Raw genomic sequence first — 20,316 nt, forward strand, 5'->3', positions numbered from 1 at the left:
TGCGGCCCGCCTGCAAAACTTAAACCTGCACCAAACCTCAGTTCAGCCGGCTGGCAACATCGCCGATCGCGCGATCAACAACCTGGCCACCCTTACGGCCCATTTCGTCTACCAGCACCAGCCGGGCAGCTTCGATCGCTACATCGGCGGAGCGGGCCCGCACTTCGGCTACGGCTTGTGCTTCGGCCTGGGCAATCTTGTCTTCCACGGCACGAGTGCGGCGGGCCACCAGTTCAGCCAGCGAAGCCTGGGCTTCCGTGGTCAGGCGCGTTGCTTCTTCCTGAGCAGCAGCGATAATGCCAGCAGCTTCGCTTTCAGCGGCAACACGCTTCTGCTCATATTCCACGAGCAGGGCGGCAGCCTCTTCGCGCAATTTCTTGGCTTCCGCCAAATCGTCGGCGATCTTCTGGATCTGCTTGTCCAGCATGGTCCCGATGACCTTGGGGATGCCAAAATAGATCACGAGGCCAATAAAGATAACCAGTGCAACGGCGGCGTAGAATGAGTTATCGAGCCATTCCATCGCGCTTACTCCTTGGCCTTGGCAACGGCAGCGCGGACGCTGTCGGTGGAAACGTCACCCACCAGCTGAGTCACGACGGTCTGCGCAGTTTCCGTGGCGATTTCGTCCACATGGGTCATCGCTTCAGCCTTGGTGCTGGCAATGCGCGCTTCAGCAGCGGAAAGCTTCGCGCCCAGATCGGCTTCCACAGCACTGCGCTTTGCAGCGAGGTCAGCCTGGATAGTCTCGCGGTTCTGGTCGGCAATGCCCTGTGCCTTGCTCTTGGCTTCGGCCAAGGCAGTCTCATAGGCGGCAATGGCGGCGTCGGTCTTCTGGCGCGAAGCATCAGCGGCCGCCAAATCGGCGTCGATGATGTGCTTGCGATTTTCCAGGATCCCGCCGATGCGGGGCAGGGCCAGCTTGCTCATCAGCAGATAGAGCGCGCCAAAGGTGATGGCGAGCCACAGCAGCTGCGAGGGGAAGGTCGCTGGGTCGAAAGGAGGGAAAACACCCGAGTCATGCTCGCCACCATGAGCCTCGGTGGTGGCATGTGTATCGGCGGTAGGATCATGTCCCACAGCGCCTTCCACAGGCTCGCCGCGGGTGGCGTCGATCGCGGCGTCGAGGTTCTGCTCGGTCGGCGTCTCGGCCTCTTGAGCGAAAGCTTGCGTTACCATCAGGTGAGGTCCCGTGAAATCCGGTCAGCCGGCAAGAAGCCGGAAAAAAGACGCGCAGCCGAAACAATCTCGGCTGCGCCAGGATCTTGGTCGTGCCAGACTTAGGCGACGAACAGCAGGATCAGGGCAACCAGGAACGAGAAGATGCCCAGAGCTTCGGTCACGGCGAAACCGAAGATCAGGTTACCGACCTGGCTTGGAGCGGCCGACGGATTGCGCAGAGCGCCCGTCAGGAAGTTCGAGAAGATGCTCGACACGCCCAGAGCGGCACCAGCCATGCCCAGGGTTGCGATACCAGCACCGATGTACTTTGCGGCTTCGGCTTCCATTTCAGTTGTCCTTTCAATGACAAGATCGTTTCGGCGTCAACGCCGGGGGTGGGGCTCAACAATCAGTGCGAGGGATGAACCGCATCGTTGAGATACATCGACGTCAGCACGGCAAACACATAGGCCTGGACGGCTGAGACGAGGACTTCGAGAGCCGTGATGGCCACGGCCATGATCATCGGCAGGAGCGCGCCGAGCCAGCCCAGAGCACCCAGGGCGCCGAGCGACACGACAAAGCCGGTGAAAACCTTGAGGGTGATGTGACCTGCGAGCACGTTACCGAACAAACGCACCGAAAGGCTGATCGGACGCGACAGGAACGACACGATCTCGATCGGGATCACGATGGGCAGCACATAGGCCGGCACGCCCGAAGGAGCAAAGAGCTTGAAGAACTTCAGGCCATGGCGGGCAAAGCCATAGATGGTCACGACCAGGATCACCGTCATGGCGAGGCCGAAAGTGACGATGATGTGGCTGGTATAGGTGAAGAAATAGGGGAACATGCCCAGCATGTTGCCGACCAGAACGAAGGCAAACATGGAGAAAACAAACGGGAAGAACCGCATGCCCTCGCTGCCCGCTGAACTTCGCAGCATGTTGGCAATGAAGGTGTAGGACATCTCCCCCGCCAATTGCCAGCGATCAGGCACCAGCTTGCGGTTCCGGCTGGCGAACAGCAGGAAAGTCGTGGTCAGCACGACCGAAACGACCATGAACAGGCCAGAATTGGTGAACGAGAAGGTGAGGCCGCTGCCTTCGGTCCCGTCTCCACCAATGGTAAATAGCTCGACAATGTCGGAGATGACAAATTGGTGGATCGGGTCAGTACCGGCCATGGAGCCCTCTAAGCGTCATCATTTGTCATCTTCGTCTGCCCAGCCGGTCCGGAAACGGACTCAGGCGGAACAGATGAGGCGGCATTCATCTGCATCACCACACGGGTGACATTTCGTATTCCAGCGGCGAAGCCCACCAACAACATGATGAGCATGCCCCAGGGGCTGGACCCCAGGCCAAGATCGATTAAATACCCGATCAGGGTACCCACCACGATCGCGGCGATGAACTCGGTGCCGATGCGCATGCCGCGCGCCAGTCCGGTCATCTCCCGGGAATTGTCTGCAGAGGCTCTTTTGTCCTCCGCCTCGCGTTCCCGCTTGGCTGAGGCGATCCGCGATGCAAGATCCCGTGTCGCCTCTCCGGTGTTCTCGGGCCTGCCTTCGGTATCCTGCGGTTTTGTCATCCGCGCGCTCCCCCAGCCGGCCTTTTCCCGTTGAATCCGGGACACCCTTTTAAGTCGCGCGCAACATAGTGGCGGGGTCCGGGAGTGTCAAGACAAGCTTATCAGCCTTAAGTCATTGTTTTGATAAAGTAATTTTCGACGGAGCAGGGGTGCGGCATGCTGTCCACATCACATCATGGCACAACGAAGGCAGGCGCAGGCAGATTCTCCCGGTTTGGACGGCTATCTCTAGACAGCCTCCCGGAAACTTTCCGCTGTCTGCAGGTCCACCGAGACCAGCTGGCTTACGCCTCGCTCGGCCATGGTCACCCCGAACAATCGATCCACACGGCTCATGGTAATGGGATTGTGCGTAATCACCATGAAGCGTGTGTTGGTGCGCTGCCGCATGGATTCGAGCAGATTGCAGAACCGCTCCACATTGGCATCGTCCAGGGGAGCATCGACCTCATCGAGCACGCAGATCGGGGCCGGATTGGTGAGGAACACGGCAAAGATCAGGCTCATCGCGGTTAGCGCCTGTTCCCCGCCCGAAAGGAGGGTCATGGTCTGCGGCTTCTTGCCGGGCGGGCGGGCAATGATTTCGAGCCCTGCTTCCAGCGGATCATCGCTTTCCACAAAGGTGAGCTCGGCCGTGCCCCCGCCAAATAGGCTGGTGAAAAGCTCCTGGAAATGCGCATTCACCTTGCCGAAAGCCTCGTTGAGCCTAATGCGGCCCTCGCGGTTTAGCGATTGGATGCCGGTGCGCAGCTTGGCGATGGCCTCAATCAGATCGTCACGGTCGGCAATAAGCGTATCGAGCTTTTCCTGAACCTCGCCGGCTTCCTTTTCGGCCGACAAATTCACCCCGCCCAGTCGCTCGCGCTCGGCCTTGAGCCGCTCCACCTTTTGCTCGATTGCCGTTTCCGAGGGGAGGGGCTCTTCGGGTCGGATGCCTGACGCCTCCAACGTTCGCGATGCAGGTATATCGAGTGTTTCCTCGATTTGACGCTCGATCTGTTGCCGCTGCGCGATAAAACCCTTCGCCCGCTCCTCGATGCGCGTGAGCTCGATCCGCACGCTCGCAAGCGTGTCGTTTGCAGCCTTCAGGTTCTTGTCGGCTTCGCGGAACTGGGTTTGCGCCACATTGTAGCTGTCGCCCGCAGCCTTGTGCTCGATCTTGGCTTGTTCAATTTGCTCCTCGAGCTGCTCCCTTCGCGCAGCAAAACCATCCGGCGTTTCAGTGACGCTCCTGAGCTGCTCGCGGATTTCCCCCTTTCGCTGCTCAAGGGTCGCCAATTGCACCTGGGCGCCATCGCGTCGGCGCTGCCAGCTCAATGTATCGCGCTCCAGTTGCGCCATTCGGCTGTCACGCATGCGCGCAGCAGTTTCGAAATTGCCCAGCCGCAACCGCGCCTGTTCCGCCCGCTCCCTGACCGCAGCCAAGACTGACTGTTGTTCCTGAGCCTTTGCAGCAGCGTCTTCCTCCGAGCCCACTTCGCTCAGAACCGCCTCGGCTTCTTCGCGCAGGGCCGCGGCCTCTGCCACACTGGCAGTGAGCCGCAGTCGCGCTTCCTCCACAGCCGATTGCCGCGCCGTCAGATCGCCAATGGCGCGCTGCGCCTTGTCCACTTCCACCTGCGCCGTGCCAATGGCGTGTTGCGCCGTACGCCAGGCGTCGCGCCTGGCGCGTTGATCCTGCCGGGCCGCGTCCAGGGCTGTATTGAGCGTTTCGATCTCGCGCTTGACGAAGCTGTGCTCGCCCCTGGTGCGGGCGATTTCCTCCTCCAACTCTGCCAGCCTATTGCGCTGCGCCAGCCGCTGCGCAGCAGGAGTCGGAGCATCGGCCGCCGCCACAAAGCCATCCCACCGCCACAAGGCACCATCCATCGTCACCAGCCGCTGGCCGGGCTTAAGCGCATGCATTAGGCCCGGACCATCCGCCGCATCGATGAGTCCGATCTGATCCAGACGCCGCTTGAGCAGGGCACTTCCGGTCACGTAGCGAGACAGCGGCTCGGCCGCCTGGGGCAGGGCGGCGTCATCACTATGATCCACCGGCACAGACCAGTGCATGGGGGCGCCGGCATCCGAGCTTGCTTCCAGATCATCGCCGAGCGCTGCGCCCAGCGCTGTTTCATACCCCGGCGCCACCTTGAGTTCATCGACAATGGCCGGCCAAAGGCTTGCGCCCACATTGAGCATCTTGCCCAGCGTGCTGGCCTCGCCCTGCAATCGGTTGAGCGCTGCTTCGATCGACGCAAGCCGGGGCCGGGCAGCTTCCAGCGCTTCCTCGGCAATTGCAACTGTTTCATCCGCCTCCAACGTCAGCTCTTCGGCCGCCGCCGCGCTGTCCTTTGCGTCCGCCAGTGCCGCCTGCATGGCGCTCAGAGTTTCGTCGGCGCCAAGACTGAGGGCGATCTGTTCGGCCTCGTGCTCGACATCACGCAATTGCCCGTTGAGGCGCTCCAGCCGGATGGCCGCATCCTGAGCGGCCCGAACAGTCTGCGCCCGTTGCGCTCGCAATTGCGACAACTCATCGGCAGCCGCCCGTGCCACTGCCTCTGCGGCATCAACCGCGGCTCGAGCTTCCTCGGCAATTTGCCGTGCCTCGTCATAGTCGACCTGCGCTGCCTCGGCTTCCGCCTCCAGCACTGCCTGCTCCTCGGCATAAGCCGCGAGCGTCGCCTCGCTTTCGGCAGCCAACTCCTGCTCGCGCGCGCCGTCCCGCTCCAATTGCTTGAGGCGATCTTCCAGCTCCTGTCGGCGTTGGTCGGCCCGGCGAGCTTCTGCCGTCAACTGTTCAGCCATGATCGTATAGCGCTGCAGCACCGCCCCGGTCACCGCCTCCCGCTCCCGCAAGGGCTGCAGGGCGGTATCGGCAAGATCGAGCTGCTTTTGCGCTTGGAACTGCCCATGGGTTGCATCGGCCAATTGCCGGATCAGCACCGCCTGCTGCGCCTCGGCTTCCTTTTCTGCAAAGCGCGCACCTACCCAGCGTATATGATAAAGCGTTGCCTCGGCCCGTCGGATGTCCCCGCTCAGCGCCCGGTAACGGGTGGCCAGCCGCGCCTGGCGCTTGAGCGTCTCGAGCTGAGTTTCGATCTGGGCGATCACATCGTCCACGCGCTCGAGGTTTGCTTCCGCTGCGCGCAGCCGCAGTTCTGCTTCGTGCCGCCGCGAATGAAGGCCGGATATGCCCGCAGCCTCTTCCAGCAAGGCCCGTCGCGCGGTGGGCTTGGCCGCAATCAACTCACCGATCTGCCCCTGTCGGACCATGGCGGGGGAATGGGCTCCGGTCGAAGCATCGGCAAACAGCAATTGGACGTCGCGCGCTCGCACCTCGCGCCCATTCACGCGATAAACCGATCCCTGTTCCCGCTCTATGCGGCGGGTGACTTCCAGAATATCGGCATTGTTGAGAGCGGCGGGCGCGGTGCGGTCCGAATTGTCTAGCACCAGGGTGACTTCGGCTGAGTTGCGCGCCGGGCGATTCCCAGAACCCGAAAAGATCACATCGTCCATGCCAGAAGCGCGCATGGCCTTGTATGAGCTTTCGCCCATGACCCAGCGCATGGCTTCCACCAGGTTGGACTTGCCGCAGCCATTGGGTCCGACAATGCCCGTCAGCCCCGGCTCCATCACCAGTGTCATCTCGTCCGAAAATGACTTGAAGCCATGCAGCTTGAGGCGGGTAAATTTCATTGTCCTCGCTCCCTGAGCAAGGCAAATGCCTCCCCCTGATGGGGGAGGCGCAGTGGCTGGAGCAGCTTATTGTGCAGCAGGGGCCGCAGGTGCAGCGGGAGCTGCCGGTGCTGGTGGCGCAGCAGGAGCTGTAGCCTCGGGTGCGATGGGCGAAACCGCAGGAACGGTTCCCGGTGCAGTTTCAACTGGCAACGGGGTTTCTGGTGGAACGGTGGCGGGCACGGCATTGTCGGTGCTCGGCACGAAATCGGCGGGGATGAGCGGATCGATTTCAGCTGCCAGCTGTTCAAGGCTCTTGTCACCGCTCAGCGTCTTGCCATTGATATAGAAGGTGGGCGTTCCGGCCAGACCGAATTCATTGAGGGCCTGTTCGCGCACGGCTTCCATCCCGGTGAACAGCGCCTGATTCGTCAATGCGGCGTCGAAACTTTCCTGGGTAAAGCCGAGCTGCTTGGCAATGTCGAGGATCGCGTCGCGCGGGGTTTCCGACGTTGCCCACTGCGTCTGGGTGCGGAAATAGGTCGACACAACATTGTGGTAATTGGTTGGGCCAGAAGCTTCTGCCAGCATGAAAACAGCCGCGTCGAGTACGTTGCGCACGAATGGACGCGCTATGTACTTCACCTTGCCCGTATTGACGTAGGCCTCGATAAAGGCAGGCTTTACGTTGTTGGAAAATGCCGCACAGTGCGGGCAGGTGGGCGAGGCATATTCGATAACCGTAACCGGCGCCGTATCGCTGCCCAGTACATGGTCAGCCAGGTCGCCGGCCGGCGCCATCAGCTTGTTCACGTCGACCATGTCGCCTTCTGCAGCGTTGGCGGTGGCGATCCCGCAAAGGCTCAAAGCCGAGGCGGCAGCGGCCAGGATGAGGGTGTCACGGCGGGTAAAGTTCACGGCTAACGCTCCTTTTTTGTTGTTGGCGACACTACACAGCGCAATTGTGTGGGCAAGTGGGCACATGCATCAACCCAACGTGAACACTAAGTTTCAGGAGCCGGCATTGCCTCGCGACCTGCTCAAGAGCGCGTGACCAAGTGTCCGCAATGCTTCGCGCAGATCATCATCTTCGATATCGGCCACCTGTGCCCCGACCTTTGCCTGAACGCTCGGGCTTGGTTGGGGCCGTTTATCTGGCTTGGCGCCTGAACCGGGCGTGAACGGCTCGGGCGACAAGCGCACCTGCCCCACAAGCACATAGCCGAAATACCGGTTCACCGCCGCCGCGATCTTTTGCCCCTCGTGCTGAATCGCAAGGGCATGTCCGGGCACGCAGCGCAAAACCAGTGTCGCCCCTTCCGCACCTCGCTCGGCGCGCGGCCACACCAGCTTGTCGGGTACCGCGACCTTGTCATAGGGCTCGGGCGCCATAACGGTCCAATGGGTAATGATATCGCGGCTCGCAAACCCGCGCTTCTTGAGCACAGGATCCAGCGCACCGGCCAGCACATCCGCCAGGTTCAACGTCTTGTTCCGCCGCTTGGGCTCAGGCAGGTCGTCCTTGGGCATGATCCGTGTAGCTAGCAGATGCGAAGTTTTTAGCCTATATCACGAGTACGGAGATAACATGTCCCACGTCGATAGCATCAGCCTGGATTTCATAGCACGGCAGCAATCCCAATTGCTCGATGAGCTGCGTCTTTTGCGGCAGGAAAGCCGGGACATCCGGAAGGCCTTTACAGGCATCTCCGAACATTTTTCACGTCAGGAGCGCCGCATTGGCGATCTGCGTGATGATCTTGAAGGTATGATCAAGTTGGAACTAGGCGGTGCCGTAGCCAACTTGGAGACACGCTTGGAGATTTACCTCGATCGGCGCATGGGCGAGATCGACCAAAAGCTCGATGCCATCATACAAGCGGTCAAATCTGACTAGCTTGCTTCTTTCCTTGTCTCTCTCCAATCCCGCGCCGATCGACGCCCCGACCGTGCTCGCCTGGTATGACCGGCATGCGCGCGATCTACCCTGGCGTGTCTCCCCCGCCGATCGCGCCCGCGGCACAGCGCCCGATCCCTATCGCATCTGGCTCAGCGAAGTGATGCTACAGCAAACCACTGTTGCCGCCGTCAAAAGCTATTTCCTGCGCTTCACCAGCCTTTGGCCCACCGTCTTCGACCTTGCCGCCGCCCCACTCGACAGCGTCCTCAAGGAATGGGCGGGCCTCGGCTATTACGCTCGCGCCCGCAATCTTCATGCCTGCGCCCAGGCCGTGGTCGATCGGCACGGCGGCCAGTTCCCGCGCACCTCCGAGGCGCTGCAAACCCTGCCCGGCATTGGCGCCTATACCAGTGCTGCCATAGCGGCCATCTGCTTTGATGAGCCCGTCGCCGTGCTGGACGGCAATCTCGATCGCGTCTTGGCGCGCTACTACGCTCTTGAAGTGCCCGTTCGCGACGCCAAGGATGAGCTACGTGCCGCTCTTCAGGCGTCCGTCCCCGCGCGGGCAGGGGACTTCGCCCAGGCCATGATGGATCTGGGCGCGACCATCTGCGCCCCGCGCACCACCGTCTGCATGCTGTGCCCCATCCAGCAGGGCTGCATCGCGACCAAGACCGTCGACCCGACGCAATTTCCCGTCAAGCCCACGAAGCCCGAACGCCCCGTGCGAAAGGGCCACGCCTATGTCATGCTCGACGAGCAGGGCGATGTGTATCTCCAGAACCGCCCCACCAAGGGCCTCCTTGGTGGCATGACCGAAGTGCCGGGCTCCCCATGGGCCGCAGATCTGCCACTTGCCGATTATCCCGCCGCCGGCAATTGGCGCCACAAAGGCCAGATCGTCCACGTCTTCACCCATTTCCGACTGGAGCTGGAAGTCTGGTCCGCACAGATAGATCCGGCGGGCCTGAGCGAAGGCTGGTGGGCGCCACGCCAGGCGCTCAAGGGCGAGGCGCTGCCCACCTTGTTCCGCAAGGTCCTGGCCCAAGCCGGGCTCCACTAGCTATTCCACTAGGCGCACAAACTTCAGCGCCTTGCCGATCTGCTCAAACGCACCCTCAAGTTCTTCGGCGTTCGCAGCACTGAAATAATGGTTCTCGTCGCTGGCGCAGCCCTTCAGCAGCGCATCCGACGTTGGCAATAGCGTTCCGAAACCCACCGTAAAAACCTCGATGCCCTGAGTTTTGGCGTAGTTGCAGAGTGCCAATGTGTCATCGTCAGTCTTGCCCTTTTGTGTAGTGCGGGCCGGCTCTGCTGCACTTAAGGCAACGTGCTGCCCATCGGACGCACGAAACTGCAAGGTGTTGTCGCCGTCAGTCATCAGCACTAGGGCTTTGCGCGGGCGAAGCCTCGAAGGATCATAATTGCTGCCCTCGGTGAATGGTGCGGTAGGCGACAGAACGTTGATGCCCCAGACTATGCCGGCTGGAATATAGGTCGCAGGCCTATACGAACCGATATTGACGACCATCTTGTCCAAACTTGTTCGAACAATGTTGCGGTCCTTTGTTAGCGGAACAATGGGATTGAGGCAGGACTGGCTTTGCGCAACCGGGCCCCTATAAGGAGACATCGGCAGACTATCGTTCAATCTCAGGGTGCCGGTATTGCGAGAATAGACGCAACCATACCATTTATAGTTGCGTACGGTAGGAGCGGGACACACCGTCTTGGGTGTGACCGGTCGCCTGTCGCATTTTTTGGAGGAAGTCCTGCATTGTGCCGGTATCCTTACTCCATCTTTGTAGGTCGAGCAGTCATAGTACGGCCCGTAAGTGGTCACGCAATTGTATTCCTCGTAGTCCGCCGTCTGATAGCACGCGTTTGGAGTGGATGTTGAATAGTCAGCCGGTATGTCCAGCCACGATTGGCCACGATTTGCCACGCCAACGTTGACATAGTCCGCGTAGGGCACCAGGGCTATCTCCACCGTCTGTGCGGTGTCCTGCTCCCAAAGAATATCAACGAGATTGCGAGACGCCTTCTTGAGGGCCTGCAGCTTTGTTCCGCCAGATGGATCCACATCCGACATCGAAAACGTATTATCCAGCACTAGCGCCACTTCCAGCTCGCCCGGCTGCGCGCGCTCCGACACGGCTGTCGCTCGTACCGGCATGGTGTGCACGCCCACCAGCGTCACGAATAGCGTTGAATAAGTGCCTTCTACGGTCACCCCGATCCGGTCGGCGGTGCGGTCATAGGTGACATCCTTAACCTCAAGCGTGGTGAACATCGACGCCTGCGTAGCGGCTCCCGCCACAATCGAGCGAATCGTTGGGAGGTCCTTGGCACTCGAAATCGCCCCCGCCAGCGCGCCACGGTCGGCAGAGATCAGCGCGCTGGTCTGGGCATTCTGCCAAAGCGTGTAATCGACCGCAGCGCCGCCAAGCGCGACCAGGACAATCGCCATCAGCCCGAACACAACCGCGAACGCCCCTCGCTCGTCGGCCGCAAACAATTCTCCCATGCGCATTAGCTTGCGCACGCCCGGCTTGATCCCACGCTTGAACATGACACACCCCCATGCCTGTCCAAGCAGTTTTACGCATCCGGCGCTAAGGAAGAGTTGATTTGATTGAGGGGAGCCAAATAGTTCGGAGATGCTCTACTGCAAAGCGGCGGGCTGATGCCCTCATGTAGCCAGTTCAACTTGCCAGTCGCAGAACACAACGCCTCGACATGCCCGATACTTGCCACAAACAAAAAGGCCACCGGAGCAAACCGGTGGCCAGTCACTAGAGCCTGAATGATTGGAGGTCAGGATCAGGCAGAAAGCAAATCAAGTTTTGCACGAACATCCGTGCGTAGATCGTCGATGGGAACCGCTTTTCCCGAAACTTCGTGATGCCAGAAGGTCCACCCGTTGCATGACTCTGAACCTTGCACCAGCGCGCCCACCTTGTGGATGGAGCCTTGATGTGTGCCAGAGACGAGTGATCCATCTGCACGAACCATGGCGAAGTAACGTTTCGTTAAATCGAAAAGTTGCGTGCCCGGCTCGATTAATCCCTGTTCCACCAGGGAGCCGAAGGGAATGCGCGCCTCCTTGCGTTTGGGGGTAACCGACTGCAACGCCTCGAATACGCCTGGCCGGATCGATGCTATGCGCTTAAGCGCAGCATTGATATAGCTCTCTTGGCGTTCAATCCCGATGAAATGGCGCCCGAGCTTGCGCGCAACCGCGCCGGTAGTTCCCGTGCCAAAGAACGGGTCGAGCACGATGTCGCCCGGCTTGGTCGTGGCATTCAGGATCCGGAATAGCAGGGCTTCGGGCTTTTGGGTCGGGTGAACCTTTCCATCGTCCTCGTCCTTGAGCCGTTCGGCGCCGGTGCAGATGGGAAACAGCCAATCGCTGCGCATCTGTGTATCGTCATTGGCCAGCTTCATGGCCTCGTAGTTGAACGTCACTCGGCTCTTCTGGCTGCGCGAAGCCCAGATCAGCGTCTCATGGGCATTGGTGAACCGCGTGCCGCGAAAGTTCGGCATGGGGTTGGCCTTGCGCCAGATCACGTCGTTCAGCATCCAGAAATCGAGATCCTGCAAGGCAGTCCCGACCCGGAAAATGTTGTGGTAGCTGCCGATCACCCAGATCGCGCCATCAGGCTTGAGCACCCGGCGCGCAGCCTTCAGCCAGGCGCGGGTAAACTGGTCGTAATGGGCAAAGCTGTCGAACTTGTCCCACTCGTCCTCAACGGCGTCCACCTTGCTCTGGTCGGGGCGGGTGAGGCCCTGTTCCAGCTGCAGATTATACGGTGGGTCCGCAAATATAAGGTCAACCGAGCCGGCCGGCAGGGCATTCATGTGGTCGATGCAATCGCCCACCAGGATAGTATCGATTGGGAGCCGAACAGGCTCCTCCGCAGCGGCCACAGGGGCCGTACGCGCGGTACGCAACATACACTTAACCCTAACAAAGGACTAACAATCCCCTTATAGGCCACGAGGGTTAATGGAGCGTTCGCAAGGGGTTAGCAGGACGTTAAGAAGCGTTTTCTTCGCCCTGCGCTTTCGGCGAGCTACAGAGCCTATAGTTCCTTTGGAAAGATCACGCAGTCGGCACCTCCCCTTCATAGGGGGAGGATCAAGCTGGGGGTTCTTCGTTCTCAGAAGGCGCCTTGACTGGGCTTAGTTCACGCGGGCAGGCGCTTACGCCACCAGACTCCGCACCCGCTCCCACGCCGCTGCCACTGGCGCAAACGCCTCCCGATGATGCCGGCAAGGCCCATGCTCGCTTAGTGCCTTCATGTGCTGGGGCGTGGAATAGCCTTTGTGACCGCCAAAGCCAAAATCGGGTGCATCGCAATCCATGACCTGGCACATGCGATCCCGCGTCACCTTGGCGACGATGGACGCCGCCGCGATGGAAACGCTTCGCCCATCGCCCCCCACCAGCGCCAGTCCTTCGCAGGGCAGGCCCATGGGAACATCGCGTCCATCGATCAGCACGCGGTCGGGCACGAGGCACAGGTTCCTGGCCGCTTGCGCCATCGCCCAGAGGGTCGCCCCACGTATGTTGTGGCTAAGGATGATCGAAGGCGGCGCCACCACCACCGATACCATGGCGCTGGCAATGATCTGCTCAAACAGCGCCTCGCGCTGCTCTTCGTTCAGCTTCTTGGAATCGTTGAGCCCCGCCGGAATATTGTGAGGATCAAGGACCACGGCCGACACCACCACCGGACCAGCCAGCGGCCCGCGTCCGGCCTCGTCCACGCCGGCAACCACCTGCGCGCCGCGTGCCTTGAGCGCCAGCTCATGGGAATAGTCCGGCTCGGTCTGGATGATCGAATCAATCAGCATGGTGTGAGAATCGCCAGCTGGGCGCCCAAGTCAATTCCGGGCCGGCTGCCGCGACGTGGATTCACCAGCATTTGAGGGTCAGCTGTTCCATTCCACCCACAACACCAGGGTGAAGCGGTCGCCGCCCCAGTTCGGAAAATCGCCAACCACCACGGCAGCCAACGCGGCAAGCGTGAACGGCGATGCTGGCACGTTCACCTCCCGGTTGACGCCTCTGCCTTTTTGCTGTCGGTTCGCGCCGCTGCGTCAATCCCCGGGGCAGTGTTAGCTGGATAGTTCCATGATCCTCAAAAGCGGCGCGGCGCTCCTGTTCGACATCGACGGCACCCTGGCCGACACCGACCCTGTCCACCTTGCCGCCTTCAACCAGGCCTTTGCCCCTTTCGGTCACCAGTTCGACAGGGCGCGCTTTGTCCGGGATCTGCAGGGCCGCGCCAATGAAGATATTGCCGCCCACTTCATGCCCCATCTGCCCCATGACGAACGCATGGCCGTGATGATGGCAAAGGAAGCGCTGTTCCGCGACATTGCCGCCACGGAACTTCATGCTGTCACCGGCCTTTTCGAACTTCTCGATCTGGCCGACAGCTGGGGAATCCCCATGGCCGCTGTCACCAATGCGCCCCGGCCCAACGCCGACCTCATTCTCGGCGGTCTTGGCATCACCAATCGCTTCAAGGCCATCGTCATCGGCGACGAACTGCCCCACAGCAAGCCTCACCCATTTCCCTATCTCGAAGCTCTGCGCCTTCTTGGCGCCGACGCCGCCGCCACCATCGCCTTCGAGGATTCGCGCACCGGCCTTGCCTCGGCAGTCGCTGCAGGCATCGTGAGCGTGGGCATCCGCACTTCGCTTTCTCCCGCCGACATGCTCGCCGCCGGCGCCACGATCAGCACCGACAGCTACACCGATCCCTCTGTCCTCGCCCTGATCCAGAAACTCCTCGGCGCCTAGAACAAGCTCATCTGCCGGTCTTCCAAACGCGGTGCGATAAACAAGTCGTTGCGCAAGGCCGGCATTTTTCCGTCCAGCCCATAGCGCTCCCTTGCCTTTTGGAAGCGCTGCTGCAGCAGCGTAGCATAAGGACCTTCGCCCACCATGCGATTGCCAAAGCGCGAGTCATAATCCTTGCCCCCTCGTGTATCGCGCACCAGCGCCAGCACATGGCGCACTCGGTCCGGGAAATGGCGCAGGAGCCATTCGCGGAACACGTCACGCACTTCCCCGGGCAGACGCAGCAGGATCATCGAGGCGCTGATCGCGCCTTGGGCCTTGGCGGCGTCCAGGATGCGCTCAAGTTCCATGTCGTTGATCGCCGGGATCATGGGCGAAGCAAAAACCGCCACCGGAACACCCGCTTCGCTCAGGAGCCGCACGGCTTCAAGGCGCCGGGCAGGGGAGGACGCCCGCGGCTCCATCTTGCGCGACAGCTTGTGGTCCATCGAGGTGATCGAGATCGCGACCTTCACCAGCCCCAGCTTGGCAAGCTCGGTGAGCAGGTCGAGGTCGCGGATGATCAGCGCCGATTTAGTAGTGATCATCACCGGGTGACGCGTTTCCAGCATCACTTCCAGAATGCCGCGCGTCAGTTTGTGCTTGCGCTCGGCCGGTTGATACGGGTCCGTATTGGTGCCCATGGCCAAGGGCTTCACCCGGTAATTCTTGGCGCCGATTTCCGCCCGCAGCGCTTCAACCGCATTGGTTTTCACATAAATGTCGCGCTCGAACTCCACCCCTGCCGAATGGCCGAGGAAGGCATGGGTCGGCCGCGCATAGCAATAGGAACAGCCATGCTCGCAGCCGCGATAAGCATTGATCGAGCGCTCGAAGCCGATATCGGGGCTGTCATTGGTGGTGATAATGGTCTTGGCGCGCTCGCTGTGTTCCACCGTTTCAAAAATCGGCAGCGGCTCCACATTGTCCCAGCCGTCGTCGAACCGCTCGCGCGTCTGCTTCTCGAAACGACCGCTATGATTGCTCTGGGCGCCCCGGCCACGCACGCGGGCAGGGTCCAGCAATTCGCGCCGCGCCAGATCGGCGTCCCGGCTCCGGCTGAGCATTTCAAGCGCTTCAAAGGAAGGGGCCTGGTAAAGGGCCATGGTTCATCTCCTGCCAGCGGGCTGACAGGGCGAATCGCCTCTGCAAGCCTGGGGAGAACATCTAGCAGCGTCATGGGAACAAATCAAGAACACGGCTGCAAGTGCAGAGGGTGCGGTGCTCGCTGCCGCAACATATATGGGCAAGTCGCTCCTGCCTTCCAAGGTGCGAATGGGCGATTTCGCATCGCAGAAATGCGTTTGGGCGGCTGGACGCACCAAGCCGGCGCGCCTAAACAAGCAGGCCGATTTCCTGCGTCGGCATTTTCCGACGCGCGAACCCCAAGATCTGACCTCCCGAGGGCCAGACCACCGATCATTGCGCTTATCCACTCTGCTGACAGGGCTGTCGCAGAATTTTGTGACTTCGGCGTCGAACCACCAGGACGCCGATCGTCGCATCGCCGCCAGCGCAAAAACGAATGGTCAAGGAGATATCATGAGTACCGACGCTACCCATTTCGATGCGAGCCTTGCCGGCGCGCCGCCGGTCGCCCACACCGACCGGGCGCGCAACAAGCTGGTCATCGCCTTGCTCTTGGTCTCGACCTTTGTGGTGTTTCTCAACGAAACCATCATGAGCGTCGCCATTCCCCATCTCATGGTCGATCTGGGCGTTTCAGCAGGCGCTGCGCAATGGCTGACGACGGGCTTCCTCCTCACCATGGCCGTGGTGATCCCCATCACCGGCTTCCTGCTTCAGGTGCTCAATACCCGCCCGATCTTTCTTCTGGCCATGTCGGTGTTCACCGCCGGCACGCTGCTCTGCGCCGTTTCGCCTGGGCTGGAACTGCTGATCATCGGTCGTGTGGTGCAAGCCGTGGGCACGGCCATAATGATGCCCCTGCTGATGACCACGGTGATGACCCTGGTGCCGCCCGAAGAGCGCGGCCGCACCATGGGCAACACTTCCATTGTCATGTCGGTTGCCCCCGCCATCGGCCCTACCATTGGCGGCTTCATCCTCGCTCATTTCGAATGGCGTTGGATGTTTCTTCTGGTGCTGCCGATTGCCATCGGCGCGCTGATGCTGGGCTTCCGCAAGATCCAGAACGTGTCCACCCCGCGCCCTTCGCCGCTCGACGTGGTCTCGGTGATCTTGTCGGCCTTTGCCTTTGGCGGCCTCATCTATGGCCTCTCAAGCTTTGGCGAAAGCTTTGCACACCAGGGCGAGCCAAGCGCCATTCCCCTCTGGCTGCCGATCGCTGTTGGCGTCGTCGCCATGGTCGCGTTCGTCTGGCGCCAACTGCGCCTTCAGGCCGACAACAAGGCCCTGCTGGATCTTCGCGTCTTCCGGTCGCGCACCTACGCCGTGTCGGTCGGCATGATGCTGATCGCCATGATGGCTCTGTTCGGCACCATTATCCTGCTGCCGATCTATACGCAGAACGTTGTTGGCCTAGATACCCTGCAGACCGGGCTCCTGCTGCTGCCCGGCGGCCTCATCATGGGCATCATGGGCCCCATCGTCGGCCGGCTTTATGACCGTGTCGGCCCGACCGTGCTGGCGGTGCCTGGCGCCATCCTCGTCTCGGCTGTGCTCTGGGCACTCACCACCGTGGGCACCGGCACCTCCGTCTGGGCGCTGATGGCAGGTCACATGGTCCTGAGCGTTGGCCTTGCTTTGATCTTCACGCCAGTTTTCACCTCCTCCATGGGCTCGGTGCGCAAGGAACTCTACTCCCACGCCTCGGCCATTCTGGGCTCCGTGCAGCAATTGGCGGGCGCCGCGGGCATTGCCCTTTTTATCGCGCTGATGACCATCCGCACTGCGGCCCTTACCGCCGAAGGCCTCACGCCCGTCGAAGCTCTTGCTGGTGGTATCCGCTCGGCCTTCCTCGTGGGTGCCATCATCTCCCTCGGCGCCATCGTCGCTGCCTTCTTCATCCGCAAGCCCGAAGGCAGCGGCCCGGCAGGCCACGGCGGTCACTAAAAAAGAGGCTCTGTCCAGGACCTGGAGAGAGCCACCAAAACCAACCTCGCCCCGATGTCATCCCGGCCTCGAGCCGGGATCCATCTCGAGATGGTGGCCCGAACAATCACCCTAGGACGGTATTTCACGACACCCTAGTAGACCTCATGGTGAGCCTGTCGAACCACGAGGTCGTGGCATCTAAGCCCGCCCTATCGCTCATCCAGCCGCGGCATCAGCTCCACAAAATTGCACGGCTTGTGCCGGTAATCGAGCTGGTGGCTCAAAATACCCTCCCAGGCATCGCGGCAAGCGCCGCGCGACCCCGGCAGGCAAAACACAAACGTCGTCCCGATCAGCCCCGCCGTCGCCCGCGACTGCAAGGAACTCGTGCCCACCGTCGTCGCCGAATATTGGTGAAACAGGACCGAAAACCCTTCCATCCGCTTGTCGAACAGCGGCTCCACAGCCTCGGGCGTCACATCGCGCCCCGAAAACCCGGTGCCCCCCGTCGTCAGCACCACATCCACCCCGGGATCGGCCACAAACCCTTGCACGGCACGCCGGATTAGCTGAATATCGTCCCGCACCACCACCCGCTCGGCGCAGCGGTGCCCATCGGCTTCCAACAGGCTCCTGAGCAAGGCGCCGCCCGTATCGGTTTCAAGAGTGCGCGTATCGGAAACCGCAATTACCGCAATCGACAGTGGCTTGAACGCACGATCGGCGAAACGGTCGGTTTCAAACATGGCGCTGCTCTCCTGTGGCCGGGCCCGTGGCGGCAAGCTCTTCTGGCACGTCCGGCTCGTCCGGCGGCAAGACGAAATCGTCCTGTTCCGTGCGCGGATCAAGTACAATCGATTCCAGCGTCTGCTGCTTGTCATTGCCCATGGGCTGGAACGGCGTGCGCTCCGCCGCATCGATGCTCTTGCGGATGCGCATGCGCAGGAACGCGGCAACGCCCAGTAAGGCGTGGAAAATTGCCGTCACCACGAACAAGCCCACCGGCGACCACGCCCCCATGATCATGGACGCGACAGCCGGCCCGATCGCCAGCCCAGTGCCCAGGGTCAAGAGCATGCCGCCCGCGATCTTGGCGAAATCGCCCTCGCGCGCGAAGTCGTTGGCATGCGCCACGGCAATGGCATAGATGGGGTTGGCCGCAAAGCCATAGGCGGCGAACAAGACATACATCGCCCATCCTGCCTCTGGATTGATGATCACCGTCAGCGCGCCCACCAGTGCCGCAAGTCCCGCCAGCCCAATCAGCACGATTCGCCGGTCGATCCGGTCCGACAGCCGCCCTAAGGGAATTTGCCCCACGGCACCAAGAATGGCGGCAATCGAAAACAGCAAGGCGATCCCGCTGGCATCGAGCCCCCGCTCATAGCCATACACCGGGGCCAGCGTGCCGAACGCCCCATTGGCCATGCCCACCGAAAAGGCCGCAATCGCCGCCACGGGTGAGGTGCTGTAGAGCAGCCGCAAATCGATCCTGGCAGACGACAATGGCTTGGGCTGCGGGCTCGAGGTCAAGGCCGTCGGCAAGACGGCGCAGATAAAGCTGATGGCCCCGATCACGAAAGGCACATACCCAGCCGTTCCCGTGATCGACATGGCGATCTGCCCGATTGTGGACGAAGCCATGTTGATGGTCACATAAACCGAAAAGATCGTGCCCCGGCTCTTGTTGTCAGCCACTTCATTGAGCCAGCTCTCCACGATCATCGCTGCACCCGCAAAGCAGAAGCCGGAAAGCGCCCGCAGAACGATCCAGGACACATCGTTGATAAACAGGAGATTGAGCAGGATCGTAACCGTCCCAATCGCCGCCATCACCGAGAAGGCGCGAATATGGCCCACCTTGCGCACGATCAGCGGCACGCCGATCGAGCCGGCCACAAACCCCACCGACCAACCTGTGCCGATCAGCCCCAGCGCCAGAAGCGAGAATCCTTCCTCGGCCCCGCGGACCGAAAGGAGGAGACCCTGTAAGCCTCCACCGAACATAAGGAGGGCCGACCCTAAAAACAGGGCATAAATCTTGATAACGGAGGCCATGGCGCTTTCGGCTTGGAAGGGGAATGCAACGCTGCAAATCACGCAAGGGTGACAATAGCGCGGCAATCGCAGGAGGGTAGGAAATTTGTTGATGACAAGCCAAGGACGACGACCACAAATCGTCACCCTCGGGCGCGACCCGAGGGTTCTACACTTGCGGAGCTTCAATTAAGTACAGATCCCTTGGGTCAAGCCGAAGTGTGACGATCGTGTATGTGGTGCGACAACGTACTCACCCTAGACCAAGCCCAGTTCAACCATCTTCATCTTCAAGCTCAGCAAATCCCGCCAGGCCTGCTGCTTGGCCGGTGGATTGCGCAGCAAATACGCCGGATGCAGCGTCGGCATCGCCTCTACGCCATGAGCGCCGATGCTGACCGGGCTCCACTTGCCCCGCATTTTGATGATCCCGGCCGTGGTCTGGAACACGGTCTGCATTGCCGGCCCGCCCAGCGTTACGACGATCCTGGGGGCAACCAGTTCCACCTGCCGCTGCAGAAACGGCAGGCACAGGGCAATTTCTTCCGGCGTCGGTGCCCGATTGCCCGGCGGCCGCCACGGCACGGTGTTGGCAATGTAAACCTTGCTCCGATCCAGCCCGATCGCTGCGAGCATCCTGTTCAGCAGCTGCCCGGACTTGCCCACAAATGGCTTGCCCTGCCTGTCCTCTTCGGCCCCCGGCGCTTCCCCGATCAGCATGATTTGGGCCTCTGGATTGCCATCCGCAAACACCAGCTGCGTGGCCCGCAGCTTGAGCCCGCACCCATCATAGGCGCCCAGAATTGCCTGCAGCTCATCCAGTGTTTGCGCCTGCGAGGCCAGCGCCCGCGCTTCACCGGGATCCCCGCCCAGCGCCAGCATAGGAGCCGCGCGCTCCGCGGGCGGCTCGGCCTGCGGGGCAGGGGGCGGCGTGACTCTTGGCGGCGGACGCTGCGCGAAGCGGTCAACCGGCTCCTCGCCCACGGCAATATCGACGCCCGCGGCCCTGTACCACTCAAGAATGGACAGCATTTCCTCGCGATTTAGCGGTCGATCTTCAGCCATGTTCTCTGTTATGTCACAGCGCGTT

Annotated in this window: 19 protein-coding genes; 4 read left to right on the plus strand and 15 right to left on the minus strand. The window is 61.3% G+C overall.

Annotated features, from left to right (window positions below; translation table 11 throughout):
* Positions 1-37: 37 nt before the first annotated feature.
* The 8 genes from DDE77_RS01330 to DDE77_RS01365 all read right to left on the minus strand — a co-directional run bounded on the left by DDE77_RS01330 (position 38) and on the right by DDE77_RS01365 (position 7,947).
* Entirely contained in the window at positions 38-523 is a 486-nt protein-coding gene (locus tag DDE77_RS01330; RefSeq protein ID WP_108395624.1) for a F0F1 ATP synthase subunit B family protein, read from the minus strand.
* Between the two features lie 5 nt (positions 524-528).
* Positions 529-1,182 carry a F0F1 ATP synthase subunit B gene (locus DDE77_RS01335; protein ID WP_425430723.1) on the minus strand — a complete coding sequence of 218 codons (654 nt, stop codon included), beginning with the start codon at positions 1,180-1,182 and terminating at the stop codon, positions 529-531.
* Between the two features lie 98 nt (positions 1,183-1,280).
* Complete coding sequence (locus tag DDE77_RS01340) at positions 1,281-1,508, minus strand: F0F1 ATP synthase subunit C (protein WP_108395626.1); 228 nt, start codon at positions 1,506-1,508, stop codon at positions 1,281-1,283.
* 62 nt (positions 1,509-1,570) lie between these two features.
* Entirely contained in the window at positions 1,571-2,347 is a 777-nt protein-coding gene (locus DDE77_RS01345; protein ID WP_108395627.1) for a F0F1 ATP synthase subunit A, read from the minus strand.
* Positions 2,348-2,355: 8 nt separating this feature from the next.
* Complete coding sequence (locus DDE77_RS01350; protein ID WP_108395628.1) at positions 2,356-2,754, minus strand: AtpZ/AtpI family protein; 399 nt, start codon at positions 2,752-2,754, stop codon at positions 2,356-2,358.
* Positions 2,755-2,982: 228 nt separating this feature from the next.
* The gene (gene smc, locus DDE77_RS01355; protein WP_108395629.1) at positions 2,983-6,438 is read right to left on the minus strand and encodes a chromosome segregation protein SMC; all 3,456 of its coding nucleotides are present in this window, start codon (positions 6,436-6,438) and stop codon (positions 2,983-2,985) included.
* 66 nt (positions 6,439-6,504) lie between these two features.
* Entirely contained in the window at positions 6,505-7,335 is an 831-nt protein-coding gene (locus DDE77_RS01360; protein WP_170116455.1) for a thioredoxin domain-containing protein, read from the minus strand.
* A gap of 93 nt (positions 7,336-7,428) precedes the next feature.
* A complete protein-coding gene (locus DDE77_RS01365) occupies positions 7,429-7,947 on the minus strand; it encodes a DUF721 domain-containing protein (protein WP_108395631.1) in 519 nt (172 codons plus the stop codon).
* A 58-nt stretch (positions 7,948-8,005) separates the two neighbouring features.
* On the opposite strand from DDE77_RS01365, the gene DDE77_RS01370 reads away from it, so the two are divergent.
* Complete coding sequence (locus DDE77_RS01370) at positions 8,006-8,314, plus strand: hypothetical protein (protein ID WP_108395632.1); 309 nt, start codon at positions 8,006-8,008, stop codon at positions 8,312-8,314.
* A 37-nt stretch (positions 8,315-8,351) separates the two neighbouring features.
* Positions 8,352-9,380: an A/G-specific adenine glycosylase gene (mutY, locus tag DDE77_RS01375; RefSeq protein WP_210204329.1), complete on the plus strand. Its 1,029-nt coding sequence runs from the start codon at positions 8,352-8,354 to the stop codon at positions 9,378-9,380.
* Here the strand turns inward: mutY and DDE77_RS01380 are convergent, their stop codons facing one another.
* From DDE77_RS01380 to DDE77_RS01390, 3 genes are all read right to left on the minus strand, one after another.
* Positions 9,381-10,889: a TadE/TadG family type IV pilus assembly protein gene (locus tag DDE77_RS01380; protein ID WP_108395634.1), complete on the minus strand. Its 1,509-nt coding sequence runs from the start codon at positions 10,887-10,889 to the stop codon at positions 9,381-9,383.
* Between the two features lie 251 nt (positions 10,890-11,140).
* On the minus strand, positions 11,141-12,274 hold the full coding sequence (locus DDE77_RS01385; protein ID WP_108395635.1) for a site-specific DNA-methyltransferase: 1,134 nt from the start codon (positions 12,272-12,274) through the stop codon (positions 11,141-11,143).
* A 249-nt stretch (positions 12,275-12,523) separates the two neighbouring features.
* A complete protein-coding gene (locus DDE77_RS01390) occupies positions 12,524-13,177 on the minus strand; it encodes a ribonuclease HII (RefSeq protein WP_108395636.1) in 654 nt (217 codons plus the stop codon).
* A 280-nt stretch (positions 13,178-13,457) separates the two neighbouring features.
* Between DDE77_RS01390 and DDE77_RS01395 the strand changes: the two genes are divergently transcribed.
* Positions 13,458-14,132 (plus strand): HAD family hydrolase, encoded by a 675-nt coding sequence (locus DDE77_RS01395; RefSeq protein WP_108395637.1) that lies wholly within the window; start codon positions 13,458-13,460, stop codon positions 14,130-14,132.
* On the opposite strand, the gene DDE77_RS01400 is transcribed toward DDE77_RS01395, so the two are convergent.
* A complete protein-coding gene (locus tag DDE77_RS01400) occupies positions 14,129-15,277 on the minus strand; it encodes a PA0069 family radical SAM protein (RefSeq protein ID WP_245895045.1) in 1,149 nt (382 codons plus the stop codon). The genes DDE77_RS01395 and DDE77_RS01400 overlap by 4 nt on opposite strands.
* A gap of 436 nt (positions 15,278-15,713) precedes the next feature.
* Here DDE77_RS01400 and DDE77_RS01405 point away from each other — a divergent pair, with 436 nt between their 5' ends.
* A complete protein-coding gene (locus DDE77_RS01405; protein ID WP_108395873.1) occupies positions 15,714-17,207 on the plus strand; it encodes an MDR family MFS transporter in 1,494 nt (497 codons plus the stop codon).
* Between the two features lie 191 nt (positions 17,208-17,398).
* On the opposite strand, the gene moaB is transcribed toward DDE77_RS01405, so the two are convergent.
* The 3 genes from moaB to DDE77_RS01420 all read right to left on the minus strand — a co-directional run bounded on the left by moaB (position 17,399) and on the right by DDE77_RS01420 (position 20,291).
* Positions 17,399-17,935, minus strand: coding sequence for a molybdenum cofactor biosynthesis protein B (gene moaB, locus DDE77_RS01410; RefSeq protein ID WP_108395638.1), 537 nt, complete (start codon positions 17,933-17,935; stop codon positions 17,399-17,401).
* Complete coding sequence (locus DDE77_RS01415) at positions 17,928-19,247, minus strand: MFS transporter (RefSeq protein WP_108395874.1); 1,320 nt, start codon at positions 19,245-19,247, stop codon at positions 17,928-17,930. Before DDE77_RS01415 ends, moaB begins: the two co-directional genes overlap by 8 nt.
* Positions 19,248-19,484: 237 nt before the next feature.
* Complete coding sequence (locus DDE77_RS01420) at positions 19,485-20,291, minus strand: uracil-DNA glycosylase (protein ID WP_108395639.1); 807 nt, start codon at positions 20,289-20,291, stop codon at positions 19,485-19,487.
* Positions 20,292-20,316: the final 25 nt, after the last annotated feature.

The sequence above is a fragment of the Devosia submarina genome (assembly GCF_003056345.1).
GTDB lineage: Bacteria > Pseudomonadota > Alphaproteobacteria > Rhizobiales > Devosiaceae > Devosia > Devosia submarina.